Annotated in this window: 18 protein-coding genes and 5 tRNA genes; 8 read left to right on the top strand and 15 right to left on the bottom strand. The window is 59.6% G+C overall.

The window, feature by feature from the left end; genetic code table 11:
- The first annotated feature begins 2 nt into the window (after positions 1 to 2).
- A complete protein-coding gene (locus P3G59_RS10265) occupies positions 3 to 3,281 on the top strand; it encodes a PAS domain S-box protein (protein ID WP_277761432.1) in 3,279 nt (1,092 codons plus the stop codon).
- A 46-nt stretch (positions 3,282 to 3,327) separates the two neighbouring features.
- Here P3G59_RS10265 and P3G59_RS10260 read toward each other — a convergent pair whose 3' ends face one another.
- From P3G59_RS10260 to gltX, 10 genes are all read right to left on the bottom strand, one after another.
- A complete protein-coding gene (locus P3G59_RS10260) occupies positions 3,328 to 3,771 on the bottom strand; it encodes an Hsp20 family protein (RefSeq protein WP_277761431.1) in 444 nt (147 codons plus the stop codon).
- A 122-nt stretch (positions 3,772 to 3,893) separates the two neighbouring features.
- Entirely contained in the window at positions 3,894 to 4,853 is a 960-nt protein-coding gene (locus tag P3G59_RS10255; protein WP_277761430.1) for a tRNA-dihydrouridine synthase, read from the bottom strand.
- A gap of 80 nt (positions 4,854 to 4,933) precedes the next feature.
- A complete protein-coding gene (locus P3G59_RS10250; protein WP_277761429.1) occupies positions 4,934 to 5,371 on the bottom strand; it encodes a thioesterase family protein in 438 nt (145 codons plus the stop codon).
- A 47-nt stretch (positions 5,372 to 5,418) separates the two neighbouring features.
- Positions 5,419 to 6,252: an alpha/beta fold hydrolase gene (locus tag P3G59_RS10245; protein ID WP_277761428.1), complete on the bottom strand. Its 834-nt coding sequence runs from the start codon at positions 6,250 to 6,252 to the stop codon at positions 5,419 to 5,421.
- Between the two features lie 30 nt (positions 6,253 to 6,282).
- Positions 6,283 to 6,822: a TetR/AcrR family transcriptional regulator gene (locus P3G59_RS10240; RefSeq protein WP_201227177.1), complete on the bottom strand. Its 540-nt coding sequence runs from the start codon at positions 6,820 to 6,822 to the stop codon at positions 6,283 to 6,285.
- Positions 6,823 to 7,004: 182 nt separating this feature from the next.
- Positions 7,005 to 7,080: transfer RNA gene (locus P3G59_RS10235), tRNA-Glu, on the bottom strand.
- Positions 7,081 to 7,161: 81 nt separating this feature from the next.
- Positions 7,162 to 7,237, bottom strand: a tRNA-Ala gene (locus P3G59_RS10230).
- Positions 7,238 to 7,290: 53 nt separating this feature from the next.
- A tRNA-Glu gene (locus P3G59_RS10225) sits at positions 7,291 to 7,366 on the bottom strand.
- A gap of 79 nt (positions 7,367 to 7,445) precedes the next feature.
- A tRNA-Ala gene (locus P3G59_RS10220) sits at positions 7,446 to 7,521 on the bottom strand.
- Between the two features lie 257 nt (positions 7,522 to 7,778).
- Positions 7,779 to 9,260, bottom strand: a complete 1,482-nt coding sequence (gene gltX, locus P3G59_RS10215) for a glutamate--tRNA ligase (protein ID WP_242208497.1) — start codon at positions 9,258 to 9,260, stop codon at positions 7,779 to 7,781.
- 228 nt (positions 9,261 to 9,488) lie between these two features.
- Here gltX and P3G59_RS10210 point away from each other — a divergent pair, with 228 nt between their 5' ends.
- Positions 9,489 to 10,538, top strand: a complete 1,050-nt coding sequence (locus P3G59_RS10210; protein ID WP_277761427.1) for an HlyD family secretion protein — start codon at positions 9,489 to 9,491, stop codon at positions 10,536 to 10,538.
- A gap of 49 nt (positions 10,539 to 10,587) precedes the next feature.
- A complete protein-coding gene (locus P3G59_RS10205; RefSeq protein WP_277762130.1) occupies positions 10,588 to 12,078 on the top strand; it encodes an MDR family MFS transporter in 1,491 nt (496 codons plus the stop codon).
- Positions 12,079 to 12,194: 116 nt separating this feature from the next.
- Here P3G59_RS10205 and uvrB read toward each other — a convergent pair whose 3' ends face one another.
- Positions 12,195 to 14,210 (bottom strand): excinuclease ABC subunit UvrB, encoded by a 2,016-nt coding sequence (uvrB, locus tag P3G59_RS10200; protein WP_095123435.1) that lies wholly within the window; start codon positions 14,208 to 14,210, stop codon positions 12,195 to 12,197.
- 337 nt (positions 14,211 to 14,547) lie between these two features.
- Here uvrB and P3G59_RS10195 point away from each other — a divergent pair, with 337 nt between their 5' ends.
- Together P3G59_RS10195 and P3G59_RS10190 are read left to right on the top strand one after the other, a co-directional pair.
- On the top strand, positions 14,548 to 15,744 hold the full coding sequence (locus tag P3G59_RS10195; RefSeq protein ID WP_008083015.1) for an amino acid aminotransferase: 1,197 nt from the start codon (positions 14,548 to 14,550) through the stop codon (positions 15,742 to 15,744).
- A gap of 225 nt (positions 15,745 to 15,969) precedes the next feature.
- On the top strand, positions 15,970 to 16,170 hold the full coding sequence (locus tag P3G59_RS10190; RefSeq protein ID WP_277761426.1) for a hypothetical protein: 201 nt from the start codon (positions 15,970 to 15,972) through the stop codon (positions 16,168 to 16,170).
- Here P3G59_RS10190 and P3G59_RS10185 read toward each other — a convergent pair.
- Complete coding sequence (locus P3G59_RS10185; protein ID WP_277761425.1) at positions 16,167 to 16,397, bottom strand: hypothetical protein; 231 nt, start codon at positions 16,395 to 16,397, stop codon at positions 16,167 to 16,169. The two genes, P3G59_RS10190 and P3G59_RS10185, sit on opposite strands and share 4 nt — an antisense overlap.
- A 220-nt stretch (positions 16,398 to 16,617) precedes the next feature.
- On the opposite strand from P3G59_RS10185, the gene P3G59_RS10180 reads away from it, so the two are divergent.
- Positions 16,618 to 16,693: transfer RNA gene (locus P3G59_RS10180), tRNA-Asn, on the top strand.
- Positions 16,694 to 16,923: 230 nt separating this feature from the next.
- Here the strand turns inward: P3G59_RS10180 and P3G59_RS10175 are convergent.
- Positions 16,924 to 18,447 carry a nucleobase:cation symporter-2 family protein gene (locus tag P3G59_RS10175; protein ID WP_277761424.1) on the bottom strand — a complete coding sequence of 508 codons (1,524 nt, stop codon included), beginning with the start codon at positions 18,445 to 18,447 and terminating at the stop codon, positions 16,924 to 16,926.
- Between the two features lie 166 nt (positions 18,448 to 18,613).
- Between P3G59_RS10175 and P3G59_RS10170 the strand changes: the two genes are divergently transcribed.
- The gene (locus tag P3G59_RS10170) at positions 18,614 to 18,856 is read left to right on the top strand and encodes a hypothetical protein (RefSeq protein WP_277762221.1); all 243 of its coding nucleotides are present in this window, start codon (positions 18,614 to 18,616) and stop codon (positions 18,854 to 18,856) included.
- Here P3G59_RS10170 and P3G59_RS10165 read toward each other — a convergent pair.
- Positions 18,853 to 19,686, bottom strand: a complete 834-nt coding sequence (locus P3G59_RS10165; RefSeq protein ID WP_277761423.1) for an arylamine N-acetyltransferase — start codon at positions 19,684 to 19,686, stop codon at positions 18,853 to 18,855. The two genes, P3G59_RS10170 and P3G59_RS10165, sit on opposite strands and share 4 nt — an antisense overlap.
- 101 nt (positions 19,687 to 19,787) lie before the next feature.
- Positions 19,788 to 20,582, bottom strand: coding sequence for an exodeoxyribonuclease III (gene xth / locus P3G59_RS10160; protein WP_277761422.1), 795 nt, complete (start codon positions 20,580 to 20,582; stop codon positions 19,788 to 19,790).
- A 129-nt stretch (positions 20,583 to 20,711) separates the two neighbouring features.
- On the opposite strand from xth, the gene P3G59_RS10155 reads away from it, so the two are divergent.
- Positions 20,712 to 21,293, top strand: coding sequence for a GNAT family protein (locus P3G59_RS10155; protein WP_277761421.1), 582 nt, complete (start codon positions 20,712 to 20,714; stop codon positions 21,291 to 21,293).
- The last annotated feature ends 3 nt before the right edge of the window (positions 21,294 to 21,296 follow it).

The following is a 21,296-nucleotide window of genomic DNA, read 5'->3' as shown; positions in this document are numbered from 1 at the left end:
CAATGCCGAAATCTGTTGACCGTATTCCGCCGATGCCGCGTATTCAGGCGATTGACCCGCGACATTCCGAGCAGAGCTGGGAGAGTGCGCCGCAATTGCTGGCAGCACTCAACGGCGCACGGCTCGGCGCCTGGTATTGGGATATCGAGCGTGGGCAGATCAGTTGGTCACGCGGCACCCAGGCATTGTTCGGCTTCGATCCTCGGCAACCGCTGCCCGAAGACCTGGAATACCTCGACCTGCTGCCGCCGGAAGACCGGGCGAAAACCGTTCGCGCCTTCCACGCGGTGATTGCCGGGGCGCCGCTGGAACAAGCGATGCACCACCGTATCCGCTGGCCTGACGGCAGCCTGCACTGGCTGGAGATCAGCGGCAGCTTGTTGCCGGATAAAAACGGCCGCCCCCGAATGATCGGGGTGATTCGTGAAATCACCCACCAGCGCCAACGCGAACAGGCCCTGAGCAGCTCGGAGAAACGTTTCGCGACACTTTTTCACCTGTGTCCGAACATGGTCTTGCTGACCCGTCAGGAAGACGGCTTGATCAGCGAAGCCAATCAATATTTTGAAAGCCTGTTTGGCTGGCCGGTACAGAGCGCCATCGGGCGTACCACGCTGGAACTGGGCTTGTGGGTGCATCCGGAGCAACGCGGCGAACTGGTCAAGAAGACCAAGGCCAAGGGCGAATTGATCAGCATGGAGGTGCAGTTTCGCGCCAGTAACGGGCAGATTCACGATGGCATTCTCAGTGCGCAGAAAGTTGAGCTCGAAGGCCAGCCGTATCTGCTCAGCACCTTCCTCGACACCACCGAACGCAAAGCCGCCGAACACGCCTTGAAGGACAGCCAGGAACGCCTCGATCTGGCGCTGGACTCGGCGCAGCTCGGCACCTGGGACTGGCACATTCCCAGCGGCATGCTCTACGGCTCGGCACGGGCCGCGCAACTGCACGGTCTGGAGCCGAAACCGTTTCATGAGTCGTTCGAAGAGTTTTTCGAAGGCGTGCCCGGTGAGGAACGCGACAGCATGCGCGACGCCTACCGCAGCCTGCGCGAAGGCCCGGCGGGCAATTATCAGCTGACCTATCGCGTGCAACTGCCGGACGGCAGCTCACGGTATCTGGAAAGCCGTGCCCGCCTCTACCGTGACGACAATGGCGCGCCGCTGCGCATGGCCGGCACGCTGCTCGACATCACCGACCAAGTCGAACGCGAACAGCGGCTGGTGGCCTCGGAAGAGAAATTCGCCACGCTGTTCCAGGTCAGCCCCGACCCGATCTGCGTAACCCGCCAGGACAGTGGCGAGTTCATCGAAATCAATAACAGCTTTACCCAGACTTTCGGCTGGAGCGCCACCGACGTCATCGGCCGCACCGCCGAAGAAATCGGCCTGTGGGACGCCTCGGCAAAAAGCCTGCAACGCATTGAACGAGTGATTCGCGAACAGGGCCTGAGCAACGTCGCGATCATCGTTCAGCACAAGGATGGCCAATCGCTGACCTGCGTAATCTCCAGCCGCCAGATCAGCGTCGGCGATCAGCCGTGCATCGTCACCACCCTGCGGGACATCACCCAGCAGCAGCGTTCGGAAGCGGCACTGAAAGCCAGTGAAGAAAAATTCGCCAAGGCGTTTCACTCCAGCCCCGACGCGATCACCATCACCGAGCGCGACACCGGGCGTTATCTGGAAGTCAACGACGGCTTCTGCCGTCTGACCGGCTATCGCGCCGAGGACGTGGTGGGCAAAACCGTTTATCAGGTGGGTATTTGGGCCGAGGAAAAACAGCGCTCGGCGTTACTCGCTGAACTGCAGATCAAGGGCCGCGTGCACCATCAGGAAATGCTCGGACGCAACAAGCGCGGCGAGTTGCTGACTGTGGAAGTGTCAGTGGAACCCATCACCCTCAATGAAACGGCGTGCCTGCTGCTGACCGCGCGCGACGTCAGTCTGTTGAAAAACGCCGAAGCGCAGATTCGTCACCTCGCCTATCACGACCCGCTGACCAACCTGCCCAACCGCGCCTTGCTGATGGATCGCCTGAGCCAGCAGATCGCCCTGCTCAAGCGCCACAACCTGCGCGGTGCCTTGCTGTTTCTCGATCTCGATCACTTCAAGCACATCAATGACTCCCTCGGCCATCCGGTCGGCGACACGGTACTGAAAATCATCACCGCGCGGCTCGAAGCCAGCGTGCGCATGGAAGACACGGTCGCGCGCCTCGGTGGCGATGAGTTTGTCGTGCTGCTCAGTGGCCTTGAAGGCTCGCGCAACGACGTCAGCGCACAAGTGCGCAATCTGGCCGACACCCTGCGCGAATTACTCTCGGAACCGATGTTCCTCGACGGCCAGCGCCTGCAAGTGACGCCGAGCATCGGCGTGGCGCTGATCCCCGATCACGGCTCAACGCCGACCGACCTGCTCAAACGCGCCGACATTGCCCTGTACCGGGCCAAGGATTCCGGGCGCAACACCACGCAGATGTACCACAACACCATGCAGAAAGCGGCCAGCGAACGGCTGCGCATGGAGACCGACCTGCGCCTGGCGCTGTCGCGTGGTGAATTCAACGTGCACTTTCAGCCGCAGGTCGATGCCCGCGACAACCGCATCATCGGCGCCGAAGCCCTGGTGCGCTGGAATCACCCGGAACTGGGCGCGCAGTCCCCTACCGAGTTCATCAAAGTGCTGGAGGACAGCGGCCTGATTCTCGAAGTCGGCACCTGGATCCTCGACGAAGCCTGCAATGCCTTCAAACAACTGATCGCGCAGAAACGGGTCGACCCGCTGAATTTCAGCCTGTGCGTGAACATCAGTCCACGGCAGTTCCGCCAGAACGACTTCGTCGAACGCATCGAGCACAGCATGACCAGCCACGGCCTGCCCTGCTCGCTGCTGAAACTGGAAATCACTGAAGGCATCGTCATCCAGAACCTGGAAGACACCATCAGCAAAATGCGCCGGCTGAAAAAGCTCGGCGTGAGTTTCGCCATGGACGACTTCGGCACCGGTTATTCGTCGCTGACTTACCTCAAGCGTCTGCCGGTCGACACGCTGAAAATCGATCAGTCGTTTATCCGCGATGCAACGACCGACCCGAACGACGCGGAGATTATCCGCGCAATTGTTGCCATGGCGCGCAGTCTGGAGCTGGAGGTGATTGCCGAGGGCGTGGAGACGCCGGAGCAGCTCGCGTTCCTGCAAGGTTTGGGTTGTCACTTGTATCAGGGTTATCTGCACAGTCGACCGGTAGCGCTGGAGGATCTAAAAGTGTTACTCGAATGACGGGCACAAAAAAGGGCGCCAGTGGCGCCCTTCTCATTGCTCGGTCTTATTGCAGAACCGGCTTCTCCACCCCGTTGATCGGGATGCGTTTGGCTTTCGCTTCTTCCGGGATCACTCGCAACAGATCGATGCTCAGCAGACCGTTTTTCAGATCCGCAGCCTTGATCTCGATGTGATCGGCCAGACGGAAGGACAGCTTGAAAGCACGCTGGGCGATGCCCTGGTGCAGGAAGGTCACGCCTTCGTTGGCATCACGCTTGCCACCACTGATGGTCAGCACACCCTTCTCGACTTGCAGTTCCAGGTCTTCTTCCTGGAAACCGGCTGCCGCTACGACGATGCGGTATTGGTCATCACCGTGCTTTTCCACGTTGTAAGGTGGATAGGTGCTGCCTGGCTCGTTGCGCAGGGCGGTTTCGAACAGGTCGTTGAAACGGTCGAAACCAACCGAAGAACGGAACAGTGGCGCGAGGGAAAATGCAGTACTCATGGTTCAAATCTCCTGAAAACAAATCAGCAAGTTTTTTTGTCTCCGCGACCCGAATTCGGCATCGCGTAACCCTTAGATAGGGACCGCTGAAATGATTTCAAGAGCGTATTTGCAGATTTTTTTCAGGCCGCTTCGGAGACCGGCAGACCGAGCAAACGCGAGACGTGATCCGGTTCTGTCTCGCGACGCAGCACGGTAAACAGCTCGGTCGCCTCGGGATAATTGCGCGTCAGCATGGCCAGCCATTGCTTCAAGCGGCCCGGCGATTGGCGCGCGGTCATCTGCGCTTTGGCTTGCAGCCAGAAGTCCTGAATCAGCGGCATCAGCTCGGCCCAGGTCATCTCGACCACTTCTTCACCGGCGCGAGCAGCAGCGATTTGCCTGGCCAGATCCGGGCGCGACACCAGACCACGACCGAGCATGATGTCTTCCACACCACTGATTTCGCGGCAACGACGCCAGTCGTCCACGCTCCAGATATCACCGTTGGCGAACACCGGGACTTTGACCACGTCCTGCACGCGCGGAATCCATTCCCAATGCGCCGGCGGTTTGTAGCCATCCATTTTGGTGCGGGCGTGAACCACGATGTGTTCGGCGCCGCCCTCGGCCAGCGCCGTGGCGCAGACCAGCGAACCGTCCGGGCTGTCGAAGCCCAGGCGCATTTTCGCGGTGACGGGAATATGCGCCGGCACGGCACGGCGCACGTGTTCGACGATCTGGTTGAGCAGTTCCGGCTCCTTGAGCAGGACCGCACCACCACGGGATTTGTTAACGGTCTTGGCCGGGCAGCCGAAGTTCAAGTCAATGACCTCAGAACCGAGCTCACAGGCCAGCGCCGCGTTTTCCGCCAGGCACACCGGGTCGGAACCGAGCAACTGCACGCGCAATGGCACACCGGATGCGGTGCGGGCGCCGTTGAGCAGTTCCGGACCGAACTTGTGGAAATAGGCCGGCGTGAGCAACTGATCGTTGACCCGGATGAATTCGGTCACGCACCAGTCGATGCCGCCAACGCGGGTCAGCACGTCGCGGAGGATGTCGTCGACCAACCCCTCCATGGGCGCCAGAGCAATTTGCATGGGGAAACACTACTTGAAGAAAAACGTGCGGCAGTTTACTGGATATCGCAAGAATTCGCAGAAACCTTGTAGGGATCGAGTCAGGCTGGAGTCAGGATTGCCGGGCCGTAGCCTTCGATAAACTCGGCCGGCATGCGCTTGGGCTTGCCCGTGGACAGTTCGATGCAGACAAACGTGGTTTGCGCGCGCAACAGCGTGGTGTTGTCGCTGGGGCGCTTGAGCTGGAAATGTCGGGTCATTTTCAGGCGCTGATCCCAATCGACAATCCAGGTCGCCAGTTGCAGTTCGTCGCCTTCATAGGCCGCAGCGAGATAATCGATCTCGTGACGGACCACGGCCATCGCCCGATCCAGTCGCCGATACTCGACCAGATCCAGGCCCAGACGCTGCGAGTGGCGCCATGCGCAACGCTCCAGCCAGGTCACGTACACCGCGTTGTTCGCGTGGCCCAGCCCATCAATGTCCTCGGCGCCTACTTGCAGATCAATGGTAAACGGCGTTGCCCGATCCCAGCCCATGCCCCACTCCCGGTCAATTTATTCAACCGGGGCAGTGTAACGGATGCTCACGCCGATTGGCGCGCCTGCAGGCTGCGGCCTGCCAGCAGTGATAACACGCCATCAACCACTCGAGGGTCGGCCAGCACACGCTGATGGCCGCCGCCCTCAAGCCGCAGCAAGCGACTGTCGAACCAGGACTCGTGGATCAGTTGCGACTCTTTGACGGAGACGAAGTTGTCGTCCTCGGCATGCACGATCAGGCCGGGCATATCCAGTTGGTAGTGGGCAACGTCGAGCGTAGCGGCGCGCATGCCAACGTCTTGTTCGACCTGGCGGATAAAGGCGGAACGGGCTCGCGGCGGCATACCGACGTAGCGCGCGAAACCGCGCAGCACCCCAAGAATTCGCGCAGGCGCGGCGATGCTGACGAGGGTTTCGGTGCGCAAGCCCAGTTGTACAGCGAGCATGGCGCTGGCGCCGCCCATGGAGTGGCCGATAACCGCTTGCAGTGGCGGCAATTCGGCAGCGGCTTCGAGCATTGCCCGAGCGAACAACACGACATTGGCCTCACGCCCCGGCGAACGACCGTGAGCCGGACCATCGAGTGCGACGACGGTGTAACCGGCATCGACCAGTGCCGTGATCAGCGCGGCGAACTGGGTTGGCCGCCCTTCCCAGCCGTGCATCAGCAGCACGGTCGGGCCTTGGCCCCAGCGCAGCGCGGAGAGACCGAAGCGCAAGGTGATGCGCTCGGAACTGGTCAGCAGTGGCAACTCCCAATCCCTTAGCGGTAGCGACCGTGGCGTCATGAACGCCAGACGCATTTTGCTCGCCACCCGTTTAGGTGCAATCCAGCCCAAGGTGCCATTAACGCCACGAACCCACTTCAACGTGTTCATCGCTCTCTCCTCAGGCGTGTTGCCTTCAGGTCAACGCACCGCCGACTTGGCAGCGCGCAGCAATCGATCGGATAGATCTCCCGGGCCCAGCGCCCTGGCGAGCGCCAGACCACCCACCATCAAGGCCACGTCGGCCAGGGCTTTGTCGGTGTCCTCGGGACTGGACGCCAACTGCGCAATCATCAACTCCAGGTGTTCGTTCAGCGCGATGCGGAAGGATTCAGGCAAACGACCCAATTCGCCGATAGAAGCCGGAATCGGGCATGCCGCCTCACTGGAATCACGATGCTTGCGCGACAGGTAGAACGCAGCGACCAGCGCTCGCCGCTCTTCGCCGGTGAGTTCGGTGTCCATGTCGGCAATCAGGTCGCGGCGGCGGCCGAGCAACTGCTTGAACGCCTCAAGCATCATCGCGTCCTTGCTTTCGAAGTGCGCATAGAAGCCACCGACCGTGAGGCCGGCCGCGCCCATCACTTCGCCCACGCTAGGGTCCGCCGGGCCGCGCTGAATCAGTGCAGCGCTGGCAGCCTTGAGGATGCGTTCGCGGGTTTGAGCTTTTTTATCGTTCATCGTTGCCTCCGAATATTACGACTAGAATATTATTCGCATAATAATATTCTGCAAGTCAAGGATATGACCGCTGGTCTGAAGCACAGTGTAAGGAAAAAAGAGAATTGGCCAAACGCCAGACAAACAAAAGGGCCATTCAATAATTGAATGACCCTTATAAAATCCCGCAGAGCGGGTAATCGTGGCGTCCCCTAGGGGACTCGAACCCCTGTTACCGCCGTGAAAGGGCGGTGTCCTAGGCCACTAGACGAAGGGGACACAAACCCTTCTATACAACTGATCAGTGCTGAGAGCTGATCGATTCAAGGCCGGTGTGGCCAGACCTTGAACTTGTAAAATTGGTGGAGCTAAGCGGGATCGAACCGCTGACCTCCTGCATGCCATGCAGGCGCTCTCCCAGCTGAGCTATAGCCCCGGATTTTTCGCCTCGCGGCGGAGCGATATTTTGCAACATCGCTTCTGTAAAACTGGCGTCCCCTAGGGGACTCGAACCCCTGTTACCGCCGTGAAAGGGCGGTGTCCTAGGCCACTAGACGAAGGGGACGCAAACCCTTCTATACAACTGATCAACGCTGAGTGTTGATCGCTTCGGAGCCGGTGTGGCCAGGCTTCGAAGTGTAAATTGGTGGAGCTAGACGGGATCGAACCGTCGACCTCTTGCATGCCATGCAAGCGCTCTCCCAGCTGAGCTATAGCCCCTCATCGTTGATGTCATCGCTGAGGACGGGGCGAATCTTAAGGGCGTATCGGAGGGCTGTCAAACTTATTTTTAAAATATTTCAAAGTTTTTTGTCGGCATAACAATCACTTACCGCCCTCCCCCCGAAAATCCGGCACTCGGGATAGCACAAAGACCTGTAGGAGCTGCCGCAGGCTGCGATCTTTTGACGTTGCTGTTTAAAGATCAAGATCAAAAGATCGCAGCCTGCGGCAGCTCCTACAGAGGGGCCAAGCGTTTAGGCGATGGCGCCCAGCAGTTTTTCCCACTCTTTGTTTTCTTTCTTCGACACACCGCCCAGCAGGTCAATCGCCTGGCGCAGACGGAAACGGGTCAGGTCCGGGCCGATGATTTCCATGGCATCGAGCACCGACACCGAACTCGCCTGCCCGGTGATCGCGGCAAACATCAGCGGCATCGCATCACGCAGTTTCAACTCCAGCGATTCGACGACGGCCTGAATCGTCGCGGTGATGTTGTCCTTCTCCCACTGACGCAGGCTTTCCAGCTTCCACAGGATCAACTGCATCAACTGACGAACCTGATCGCCCGAAAGCTTCTTCGATTCGAACAGCTTGGCATCCGGATTGACGCCACCGGCGAAGAAGAACCCGCCCAGCGGTGCAACCTGGCTGAAGGTTTCAACGCGACCCTGAACCAGCGGCGCGATCTTCATCATGTATTCCGGGTTCAGCGCCCAGGTCTGCAAGCGGCTGGCGAACTCTTCCACCGGCAGATCACGCAACCACTGGCCGTTGAGCCACGACAGCTTCTCGATGTCGAAGATCGGCCCGCCGAGGGAGACACGCTTGAGGTCGAAGTTGTCGACCATTTCCTGCAGCGAGAACTTCTCGCGCTCGTCCGGCATCGACCAGCCCATGCGACCGAGGTAGTTGAGCATCGCTTCCGGCATGAAACCCATACGCTCGTAGAACGTCACCGAGGTCGGGTTCTTGCGCTTGGACAGCTTGCTCTTGTCCGGGTTACGCAGCAGCGGCATGTAGCACAGCTCGGGTTGTTCCCAGCCGAAGTATTCGTACAGCAGAATCAGTTTTGGTGCCGATGGCAGCCACTCTTCGCCACGCAAGACGTGGGTGATACCCATCAGATGGTCATCGACGACGTTGGCGAGGAAGTACGTCGGCAGGCCGTCGGTCTTCATCAGCACTTGCATGTCCATGCGATCCCACGGAATCTCGACGTCGCCACGGAGCATGTCCGGCACTACGCAAACGCCTTCGCTTGGCACTTTCATGCGGATCACGTGGGGTTCGCCAGCCGCCAGACGGGACGCGACTTCTTCTTTCGACAGCAGCAGCGCGCGGCCGTCGTAGCGTGGGGTTTCGCCGCGCGCCATTTGCTCGGCGCGCATCTGGTCCAGTTCTTCAGCGGTGCAGAAGCACGGGAACGCATGGCCCATGTCGACCAGTTGCTGGCAGTACTTCTGGTAGATGTCGCCGCGCTCACTCTGCCGGTATGGACCGTGCGGGCCGCCAACGTCCGGGCCTTCGCTCCAGTCGATCCCCAGCCAGCGCAAGGCGTCGAAGATCTGCTGTTCGGACTCGCGGGTCGAACGCAACTGATCGGTGTCTTCGATGCGCAGGATGAACTCACCGCCATGCTGCTTGGCAAAGCAGTAGTTGAACAATGCGATGTAAGCGGTACCTACGTGGGGATCCCCGGTAGGCGATGGCGCGATGCGAGTGCGGACGGTGGTCATGGCATGTCTCGAAAAGAATGAAAAGCAAAACGATCAAGCGGCGAATGGTAACAGGCGACACCCGCCCCGCTCCAGCGGGCAGGGCATTTAAGCCAAGTTTGCGTCTGGAACGCCCGTAAGCCGTAGTGAATGGGCAAATATCAGCGGATGGCATTTACCGTTTATCGACTGTATGCCAGATTCGCCTGCTGATAACTTTCCTTACAATTCCTCGACTACAGTTTGCCCATGCCTGCCCAACTCAAGCGTCGCCTGTTGATTTTCCTGCTGCTCGTCCTGCTGATCGCCGGGGGCTTTTTCGCCCATTGGTTTTTCAAGGGACGCTTTTATGAAAGCACCGACAACGCCTATGTCCAGGGCGAAATTACCCGTGTGTCGAGCCAATTGAGCGCGCGCATCGATGAAGTACTGGTGCAAGACAATCAACACGTGGAAAAAGGCCAGTTGCTGGTGCGCCTCGAGCCGAACGATTTCCGCCTGGCCATCGACCGCGCTAATGCCGCCCTCGCCACCCGCGAAGCCGAGCGCCTGCAGGCGCAAAGCAAATTGACCCAGCAATCGAGCCTGATCGCCGCCAGCGATGCGCAAGTGGCGACCACCCAAGCGACACTTGGCCGCTCTCAGATGGATTTGTCCCGCGCCGAAACCCTGCGCAAACCCGGTTATGTGTCCGAAGAACGCGTGACCACCCTCTCCGCCGACGCCCACATTGCTCGCTCGCAAGTGGCCAAGGCCCAGGCCGACGCGCAGGGTCAACGCCAACAGGTCAACGCCCTGAACGCCGAGATCAAACGCCTCGACGCGCAGATCGCCAACGCCCGCGCCGATCTGGCGCAAGCCGAACTCAACCTGACCCGCAGCGAAATCCACGCGCCGATCAGCGGCCTGGTCGGCCAGCGCGCCGCCCGTAACGGCCAAGTGGTGCAGGCCGGCGCCTACCTGCTGTCGATCGTCCCGGACGAAGACATCTGGGTGCAGGCCAACTTCAAGGAAACCCAGATCGGCCACATGCAACCAGGGCAGAAAGCCGAGCTGACCTTCGATGCCTACGGCGACACACCAATCGAAGCGCGGGTCGACAGCCTGTTCGCGGCCTCAGGCGCACAGTTCAGCCTGCTGCCACCGGACAATGCCACCGGCAACTTCACCAAGGTCGTGCAGCGGATTCCGGTGAAACTGACCTTCAAGGCTGATAACCCGCTGCGCGGCAAGATCCGTCCGGGCATGTCCGTCACCGCCACCGTGAATATCAAAGACGCCCCGGACAATGGCCGGTGATTCGCTGATCCGCCCGGTCGGCGAACCGACCCGGCGCGACTGGATTGCGGTGATGAGCGTGATGCTCGGCGCCTTCATGGCCGTGCTCGACATCCAGATCACCAACTCGTCACTGAAAGATATTCAGGGCGCCTTGTCGGCGACGCTGGAAGAAGGTTCGTGGATTTCCACCTCGTATCTGGTCGCGGAAATCATCATGATCCCGCTGACCGCGTGGCTGGTGCAGTTGCTGTCGGCGCGGCGTCTGGCGGTGTGGGTATCGCTGGGTTTTCTGGCTTCGTCGTTGCTGTGCTCGATGGCCTGGAGCCTGGAGAGCATGATCGTCTTTCGCGCCATGCAGGGTTTCACCGGCGGCGCGCTGATCCCGCTGGCGTTCACCCTGACCCTGATCAAACTGCCGGAACACCATCGAGCGAAAGGCATGGCCATGTTCGCTATGACCGCCACGTTCGCGCCGTCCATCGGCCCGACGCTGGGCGGCTGGCTCACTGAGAATTGGGGCTGGGAATACATCTTTTACATCAACATCCCGCCGGGGCTGATCATGATCGCCGGGTTGCTGTACGGACTGGAGAAGAAGGAAGCTCATTGGGAGCTGCTGAAAAGCACCGATTACACCGGCATCCTCACGCTGGGGATTGGCCTCGGCTGCTTGCAGGTTTTTCTCGAAGAAGGCCATCGCAAGGACTGGCTGGAATCGAGCCTGATCGTGACGCTGGGCAGCATCGCCCTGCTGAGTCTGATCACTTTTGTGATCGTGCAGATTTCCAAACCGAATCCGCTGATCAACCTCGGGATTCTGCGTAATCGCAATTTTGGCTTGTCGAGTATTTCCAGCCTGGGCATGGGTGTCGGGCTGTATGGTTCGATCTACCTGCTACCGCTGTACCTGGCGCAGATCCAGAACTACAACGCCCTGCAGATCGGCGAAGTGATCATGTGGATGGGCGTGCCGCAGCTGTTTCTGATTCCGCTGGTGCCGAAGCTGATGAAGTTTGTCTCGCCGAAATGGCTGTGCACGATAGGTTTCGGATTGTTCGGGCTGGCGAGTTTTTCTTCGGGAGTGCTTAACCCGGATTTTGCCGGGCCGCAGTTCAATCAGATTCAGATCATTCGCGCGCTGGGGCAGCCGTTGATCATGGTGACCATTTCGCTGATTGCCACGGCGTACATCCTGCCGCAGGACGCGGGGTCGGCGTCGAGTCTGTTCAATATCCTGCGTAACCTCGGCGGTGCGATCGGAATTGCTTTGCTGGCGACGTTACTGGATGCGCGCACCAAGACTTATTTCGATTATTTGCGTGAGGCGGTGGTGCCGACCAACCCGCAAGTGGCGGAGCGCCTGGCGTCGATGAGCGATCGGTTTGGCAGTGATACGGCAGCGTTGGGCAAGCTGAGTGAGATCGTCCATCAGCAGGCGGCAATCATGGCTTACAACGATGCGTTTCACTTTGTCGGGATTGCGCTGGGGATCAGCATGTTGGCGATTTTGCTGACCAAGAAGCTGCCAGAGGGGCTGAAGGCTGGGGAGTCCCACTAACTGCAACTGATCGTCCCCATGCTCCGCGTGGGAATGACTCCGGTGACGCTCTGCGTCACAGCGGACGCGGAGCGTCCGGGGCTGCATTCCCACGCAGAGCGTGGGAACGATCCTCCTTACACAGCCAGAAGCCGCTCACGCAGTTTGGCAATCTCGTCACGCATCTGCGCCGCCGCTTCAAACTCCAGATCCCGCGCCAGTTGATACATCTTCTCTTCCAGCGCACGAATGCGCTTGGTGATCTCGCTCGGCGAGCGCAGTTCGGCTTCGTACTTGGCGTTCTCCTCGGCAGCCTTGGCCATGCCTTTGCGCTTCTTGCTGCGCGAGCCCGGCACGGTGGCGCCTTCCATGATGTCGGCGACGTCCTTGATCACCCCGCGCGGAGTGATGCCGTTTTCCAGGTTGAAGGCGATCTGTTTGTCGCGACGGCGCTCGGTCTCGCCAATCGCCCGCTCCATCGAACCGGTCATGCGATCGGCATACAGAATCGCCCGGCCATTGAGATTACGCGCCGCACGGCCAATGGTCTGGATCAGCGAACGCTCGGAGCGCAGGAAACCTTCCTTGTCCGCATCGAGAATCGCCACCAGCGACACTTCCGGCATGTCCAGGCCTTCACGCAGCAGGTTGATCCCCACCAGCACATCGAAGGTGCCGAGACGCAGGTCGCGGATGATCTCGACGCGCTCAACGGTATCGATGTCCGAGTGCAGATAACGCACACGCACGCCGTGGTCGGCGAGGTAATCGGTAAGGTCTTCGGCCATGCGCTTGGTCAGCGTGGTCACCAGCACCCGCTCCTCGACGGCCACGCGCTTGGTGATTTCCGAGAGCAGATCGTCAACCTGAGTCAGCGCCGGACGCACTTCAACCTGCGGGTCGACCAGACCGGTCGGCCGCACCACTTGCTCGACCACCCGCCCGGCGTGTTCGGCTTCGTAATTGCCCGGGGTCGCCGAGACGAAAATGGTCTGCGGGCTGACCCCTTCCCACTCGTCAAAACGCATCGGTCGGTTGTCCAGCGCCGACGGCAGGCGGAAGCCGTATTCGACCAGGGTTTCCTTACGCGAACGGTCGCCCTTATACATCGCGCCAACCTGCGGCACGCTGACGTGGGATTCGTCGATCACCAGCAAAGCATCGGCCGGCAGGTAATCGTAAAGGGTTGGCGGCGCGGCACCGGCCGGACGCCCGGACAGGTAGCGCGAGTAGTTTTCGATGCCGTTGCAGTAACCCAGCTCGAGGATCATTTCCAGATCAAAACGGGTGCGCTGTTCCAGACGCTGAGCCTCGACCAGTTTGTTGTTGCTGCGCAGGTATTCGAGGCGTTCCTGCAATTCGACCTTGATGTGTTCGATGGCGTCGAGCAGGGTTTCCCGGGGCGTCACATAGTGGCTTTTCGGGTAAAACGTGAAGCGCGGCATCTTGCGGATGACTTCGCCGGTCAGCGGGTCGAACGCGGAAATGCTTTCAACTTCGTCGTCGAACAACTCAATGCGGATCGCTTCCAGATCGGATTCCGCCGGGTAGATATCGATCACATCGCCGCGCACGCGGAAGGTCGCGCGGGCAAAATCCATGTCATTGCGGGTGTATTGCAGGTCGGCCAGACGCCGCAGCAAGGCGCGCTGATCGAGTTTGTCGCCGCGATCGACGTGCAGCACCATCTTCAAATAGGTTTCCGGACTACCGAGACCGTAAATGCACGACACCGTGGTGACGATGATCGCGTCTTTGCGCTCCAGCAAGGCTTTGGTCGCGGACAAACGCATCTGCTCGATGTGGTCATTGATCGACGCATCCTTCTCGATGAAGGTATCGGACGATGGCACATACGCTTCAGGCTGGTAGTAGTCGTAGTAGGAAACGAAATACTCGACTGCGTTATTCGGGAAAAACGCCTTGAACTCACCGTACAACTGCGCGGCGAGGGTTTTGTTCGGCGCCAGCACCAGCGTCGGGCGCTGTATTTGCGAAATGACATTGGCGATGCTGAAGGTCTTGCCCGAGCCGGTCACACCGAGCAGCGTCTGGTGCGCCAGCCCGGCTTCGATACCTTCGACCAATTGGCGAATGGCTTCTGGCTGATCGCCGGCGGGCTCGAAGCGGGTGACGAGCTGGAATTCGGACATATACACCTCTGGGATCGCGGCATTCCGAGCGAAGCGGAGCACCGCGGGGACGACCGCAAGCGACCGGTGTCGCGCAAGAAAAAACCTGGATTGTGCTCAATGTGGTGGCGATTGCCTCACCTTTCAAGGCAAACGTCCTACATCCGCTAAAGACTCTGACACGCCCAGTCGACTAACGGTCAAGAAATAATCGGAAAAACTTACCGGAAAAGCCGATTCGCCTGTCGCCATTGTTCAGTAATGGCCTCTATACTAGCTCCCCGTTTGTGCACCGCTCTAGTGCATCCGGCTGGAGCGCGACACGTCCCTCCATTCTCCATTCAGAGCCGCCGCAATAATGAGCCTGTTCTCCGCTGTCGAAATGGCACCCCGCGATCCAATCCTGGGCCTCAACGAAGCATTCAACGCCGATACCCGGACCACCAAGGTCAACCTGGGCGTTGGCGTGTACTGCAACGAAGAGGGGCGAATTCCACTTCTGCGCGCCGTGATCGAAGCCGAAACCGTTCGCGCTGCTCAACACGCTTCGCGCGGTTATCTGCCGATCGATGGCATCGCCGCCTACGACCAGGCCGTGCAAAAGCTGCTGTTCGGTAACGACTCGCCACTGATCAGCGCCGGTCGTGTCATCACCACTCAGGCCGTCGGCGGGACCGGCGCACTGAAAATCGGTGCCGACTTCCTCAAGCAACTGCTGCCGAACGCCGTTGTAGCGATCAGCGACCCGAGCTGGGAAAACCACCGCGCGCTGTTCGAAACCGCCGGTTTCCCGGTGCAGAACTACCGTTACTACGACGCCGCCACCCACGACGTAAACCGTGCCGGCATGCTCGAAGACCTCAACGCCCTGCCGAACGGCTCGATCATTATCCTGCACGCTTGCTGCCACAACCCGACCGGCGTCGACCTGACCCCGGCGGACTGGAATAACGTGCTGGAAGTGGTCAAGGCCAAAGGTCACGTGCCGTTCCTCGACATGGCTTACCAGGGTTTTGGCGACGGCATCGACGAAGACGCCGCCGCTGTGCGCCTGTTCGCTGAGTCCGGTCTGACTTTCTTCGTTTCGAGCTCGTTCTCCAAGTCGTTCTCGCTGTACGGCGAGCGCGTTGGTGCGCTGTCGATCATCAGCGAATCGAAAGAAGAAAGCGCGCGCGTGCTGTCGCAAGTCAAACGCGTGATCCGCACCAACTACTCCAACCCGCCGACTCACGGTGCAAGCATCGTTGCGGCTGTACTGAACAGCCCGGAACTGCGCGCGCAGTGGGAAGCCGAGCTGGCGGAAATGCGTCTGCGCATTCGCGGCATGCGTGAGCAGATGGTTGCCCTGTTGGCAGAGAAAGCCCCGGGCCGCGACTTCAGCTTCGTCGGTCGTCAGCGCGGCATGTTCTCCTACTCCGGCCTGACCACTGAGCAGGTTCATCGCCTGCGCAACGAGTTCGGCATCTACGCCCTGGACACCGGCCGCATCTGCGTGGCTGCTCTGAACCAGAGCAACATCAAGGCTGTGACGGACGCGATTGTTCAGGTCATCTGATTTCGCTGCGTGATGAAAAACGGGAAGCCTTGGGGCTTCCCGTTTTTTATTTGTCCCGAAACACGCCGCACACCCTCTAGACTGCACACATATTCCAACTGTAGGAGTGAGCCTGCTCGCGATAGCGTCGTGTCAGCCGAAGCTTCATTACCTGACACAGCGCTATCGCGAGCAGGCTCACTCCTACAGGTTTTGTGTACATCCGCAAATTTTGTGAGAGCCGATATGAAAAACGACAACCTGCGCGCCGACCGTGACGATCTGGATGATTTCATCCCCCGCGCCTCGGCCAAACGCGAAAAAAGCCTGGTATTGCAAGTTGCCACGGGCGTCTTCCTCGGTGGCCTGGTCCTGTGGCTGGTGCAACTGGCCGCCACCGCGGCTTACGCCAAACTGATGATGGGCACCATCACCTTCGGCAGTTAAGCCAGTTCGGCCGCACGCTGACTCGCAGCGTCGTCATAAACGACGTACAGCGATTCGGCGACCTGGCTTTTGATCGCCTTGGTGCTTTCCAGGCCCAGGACAAAACCTTCAGCCTTGCCACCGGCACGGTTCAATTCTTCAGGGCTGCTGGCCTGGGTGATTGCATCAAAGAGTTTTTCGGCGTGGGGGCCGACGCCTTTGGGCAGGCTGATTTGCGCGATGCTCATGCGAACACCTCGCTGTTACAGGACAAACGGTTCATGACGCGGACCTTTTTCGGCGAATGGCCGGCAGCGCGTGTGACCACTTCCGGGCGACCATGGTAGACCTCTGCTGCGGTTCTGGTAACCGCCAATCGCTGACAAGTCACCGTTCGTCCCGAGGACTCAGTATTTTTTACAACCGACGCTTGACTTCTCTTTTTGAATCAGTAACATACGCACCAATTCCGCAATAGCTCAGTTGGTAGAGCAAATGACTGTTAATCATTGGGTCCCTGGTTCGAGTCCAGGTTGTGGAGCCAAATAGCAAAGCCCCTGAATCGAAAGATTCAGGGGCTTTTTTGTGGGCGCTGGAAAAGATCAGAAGATCGCAGCCTTCGGCAGCTCCTGCACAGATCTCATACTCCGCTGATTCTGAGGATGAACGCTGAATCTGTAGGAGCTGCCGAAGGCTGCGATCTTTTGATCTTGAAATGAAAAAGGGCCGATCTGTACCAAACAGATCGGCCCTTTTTCTATTCAGTCGCAGCCGTCAGACGTGTTCGCTGCTCTTCACCTGCGCTTTCGGCGCGCCATGTCCGTGGTCGTGATCATCAGGCTCGATCACCGGCACTTCCTTGCCATCGCAGTCATGTAGCTTGCCGTCGCTGAAGTAGTCGCCTTCGCGCAGGGCCGCCAGATCGCGATAACGCAAGGTCCGCTCTTCCGCCGCCGCAAACACCGACTGCTGATCCGAGTTGCCGGCAGTGAAGTGGTTGAAGGCCAGGTTGAGCAGGATCGCCATGATCGCCGACGAACTGATGCCCGAGTGGAAAATGGTCGCGAACCAGCTCGGGAAGTGATCGTAGAAGTTCGGTGCGGCAATCGGGATCATGCCGAAACCGATCGAGGTGGCGACGATGATCAGGTTGACGTTGTTGCGGTAATCAACCTTGGACAACGTGCGAATACCACTCGCCGCCACCGTGCCGAACAGCACGATACCGGCGCCGCCGAGTACCGACGTCGGCACTGCCGCGATGACCCGCCCCATGAACGGCAGCAAGCCAAGAATCACCAGGAAGACGCCGCCAGTGGCGACCACGTAACGGCTCTTGATCCCGGTCACCGCCACCAGCCCGACGTTCTGGGCGAAGGCACTCTGAGTGAACGAACCGAAGATCGGCGCAAACATGCTCGACAGCATGTCCGCCCGCAGGCCATTGCCCAGACGCTTGGAATCGACCTTGGTGCCGATGATTTCACCGACCGCGAGAATGTCCGCCGAGGTTTCCACCAGCGTCACCATGACCACGATGCACATCGACAGGATCGCGGCGAAGTGGAAAGTCGGCATGCCGAAATGGAACGGCGTCGGGAAGCCGAACATCGGCCCGGTGGTGACACTGGAGAAGTCCGCCATGCCGAGAAACACCGCCAGCACCGTGCCGATCACCATGGCCAACAGGATCGACAGACGCGAGATGGTCGAGCTGCCGACCTTGCTCAACAGCAACACCAGCATCAGCGTCACCGCCGCCAGGCCGATGTTCTGCATGCTGCCGAAGTCCGGCGCATGGCTGTTGCCGCCCATGGCCCAGCGTGCGGCCACCGGCATCAGCGTCAGGCCGATGGTGGTGATCACAATGCCGGTCACCAATGGCGGGAAGAACTTGGTGATACGCGAGAACACCGGTGTGATCAGCAACCCGATCAAGGACGCGGCAATCACCGCGCCGAGCACCGACTGGAAGCCGCCCTCCCCGCCACTGCTGACGATCGCGACCATGGTCGCCACACCGGAGAACGACACGCCCTGCACCAGCGGCAACTGACAGCCAAAAAACGGCAGACCCAGGGTTTGCAGCAGTGTCGCCAGCCCCCCCGCAAACAATGAAGCAGCAATCAGCAAACCGATGTCCGCCGGCGACAGGCCGGCCGCCTGGCCGATGATCAGTGGCACCGCAACGATACCGCCGTACATGGTCAGAACATGTTGCAGGCCGTAAGCCATATTCGCGCCGACCCCGAGATTTTCGTCCTCGGGCCGTTGGTGTGAAACATGGGGCGTTTTCATGGTGGGGAGTTCCCTGGTTTTTGTTATGCGCACACTGTATTCAATACTCGTGACAAATGTCCATAGAGTTGTATACAACTTGCCAGTCACAAAATGGATAGGTAGCCACCCAAGCTTCTAGCCCGGTGCTCCCATTCCCCACAAATCCGGCAACACATCCCCTCCGGTGTCCTCGCCCAGCCCCACTACGCTGAACCGTTCATGGCGACCGACGGTACAGTCTTGCTCTTTTTTCAATAACACCCTGCGTCATGCCCTGCTCGATGCGATTGCGAAACCGGAGCCAGTCGAATCGACCGGGCAATTCAAGAAAGGTATCACCGCCGCCGAACTCAAGAGCCTCGAGAAAAAGCTGTCGGCAGCGGTCGGGGAAATCCGCCGAGTGCTGGAGCCCGACGCCAAGCCCTAGACGGAAACAGGCGCGATCACCCGAGCCAAAGCGCCGCGTACATGCGGCTGCTCGGGCAAGTGAAGATCGAACTCCTGCTCCAGCAATGCAATCAGTTCATCGACGTCCGCTACTTCACGCCGCTCACTGCTGGCGCCCATGCGATGGATAGCGAAACTGCCGTTGTTCAGGGTCTTGCGCAAGCCATCGCCGGTACGCGCGACCATCAGACGCTGGGTAAACGGTGATTGCGGATGCGTCGAGACATACCAGTTGCCGATGGTGTAATCGATGTCTTCCTGGCGCTGCAGATCGAACAGATACATCGGCCGCCACTCACCCGCCACCTTGGCCTGCAGCATGTAGCCGTCGGCCTGTTTTTCAATCCGGTAAGGTTCGTGAGGGGTCGCTTGCTCAGTCTCGGTGTCGAGGAGCAGCGGCGCGGTCGGCACCATGCCGCCGAAGCCGACATCGCTGATGTAGCGCACGTCGTCGATAGTCAGCAGGCTCAAACGGTGCGTACGCGCTGTCCAACTGCCTTCGGGCTGATTCATCACCACGCGGCCGCTGATGGCCCGAGCGTCAAACCCCAGTTCCAGCAACAGGGCGAAGAACAAGTTATTCAGTTCATAGCAGTAACCACCGCGCCCACCGAGCAGGACCTTCTCTTCAATCGACGGCAAGTCAATCGGTACCGGCGCCCCGCTAATCGTCGCCAGATTCTCGAAAGGAAACACGCCGGTGTGACGCAATTGCAGCAGGCGCAGGGTCGCCAGTGTCGGTTCCGGTGGCGTTTCAAAACCCAGACGTTGCAGGTACAGCTTCAGATTCGTCAGGCGTGGCTCACTCATTGCTCGATCCTTATGCATGGGGCCGCAGGTCACTGCGTTGATGGTCGCCATGTATACGGGATCGGGCAGTGTTTTCGACAATTGATTTCGCCAATCGCCTGCTAGCGTTTCTTGCGTGAACCGATACGAATCCACGTCGGCGCATGGTCACTGGCGTGCGGTTCGTTGCGCACCCAGGCGTCGACTCCGGCCTCGTGCAAATACGGACTCAGGGCCGGGTTGAGCAGCAGATGGTCGATGCGCAGGCCGGAATTGCTTTGCCAGTGTTGGCGGAAGTAATCCCAGAAGGTGTAGAGGCGATCTTCGGGATACAGATGCCGCAGCGAATCGGTCCAGCCCTGGTCCAGCAATCGTTGATAACACTCGCGACTTTCCGGTTGCAGCAGCGCATCCTTGAGCCATGAGCGGGTGTTGTAGATGTCCCTGTCGGTGGGCACGACGTTGTAATCGCCGGCCAGCACCACCGGGTGATCACTGCTTTGCAGGTCTTTTGCATAGCTGATGAGCCGTTCGAACCAGGCCAGCTTGTAATCGAATTTCGGCCCCGGTTGCGGGTTGCCGTTGGGCAAGTACAGGCAACCGACCAGCACGCCGTGCACCGCCGCTTCCAGGTAGCGACTGTGCTTGTCATCAGGGTCGCCGGGCAAACCGCGCCGGCTCTCCAGCGGTTGCGCGTCACGGGCGAGAATCGCCACGCCGTTCCACGAGGCCTGTCCTTGCCAGATCGCGCCGTAACCGGCGGCTTCCAGTTCTGCGGCGGGGAATGCCGTGTCGACAGACTTGAGTTCTTGCAGGCAGGCGATGTCCGGTTGCTCGCGTTTGAGCCAATCCAGCAGATTCGGCAAACGTGCGCGTAAACCGTTGACGTTGTAGGTGGCAATCCGCAGGTTTTTCATCAACTGAGGCTCCTGCCCATGGGCTGTGAAAATTGTGACCTCGTGAACATCGCGCCGGTTGCATCGGATCCACTCGGTGCGGCGTAATAGGCGCTCGTCATTCGCCCGCTCCGCCGAGACCTGAATCCCATGCAAACCACGCTGCAAGGTCAGCGCATCCTCTTGCGCCCGCTCCAGTATTCAGATGCCGCTGCCCTGCTCCACGCGGCCGCTGACGGCGAATTGTGGAACCTCACCGTCACGGTCGTGCCGTCGGCGAGCACCGTCGACAGCTACCTGAAAAAAGCCCTCGATGGCCGTGAAGCCGGTACCGTGATGCCGTTCGTCATTGTCTTGAAAGACACTGGCGAAGTGATCGGCTCCACGCGCTTCTGGAAGATCGACTCGCTCAATCGCAAGCTGGAAATCGGCAGCAGCTGGATCTCGGCGAGCTGGCAGAAATCCTTCGTCAACACCGAAGCCAAATACCTGATGCTATGCCACGCCTTCGACGTGCTCGATTGCGTGCGCGTGCAGTTCACCACCGACGAAAACAATCAGAAGTCACGCCAGGCGATCCTGCGTCTAGGCGCGCAACAGGAAGGCATCGTCCGCCACGAGCGGATCATGCCGGACGGACGCAAGCGCAACTCGGTGCGGTTCAGCATCATTGACGACGAGTGGCCGCAAGTGCGCCTGCATCTGGAACAGAAACTCGCCGCCTACGCATAATGC

The sequence above is a fragment of the Pseudomonas sp. A34-9 genome (assembly GCF_029543085.1).
GTDB lineage: Bacteria > Pseudomonadota > Gammaproteobacteria > Pseudomonadales > Pseudomonadaceae > Aquipseudomonas.
The sequence above is the reverse complement of the archived record's forward strand: the minus strand, read 5'-3'. Positions and strand labels throughout refer to the sequence as shown.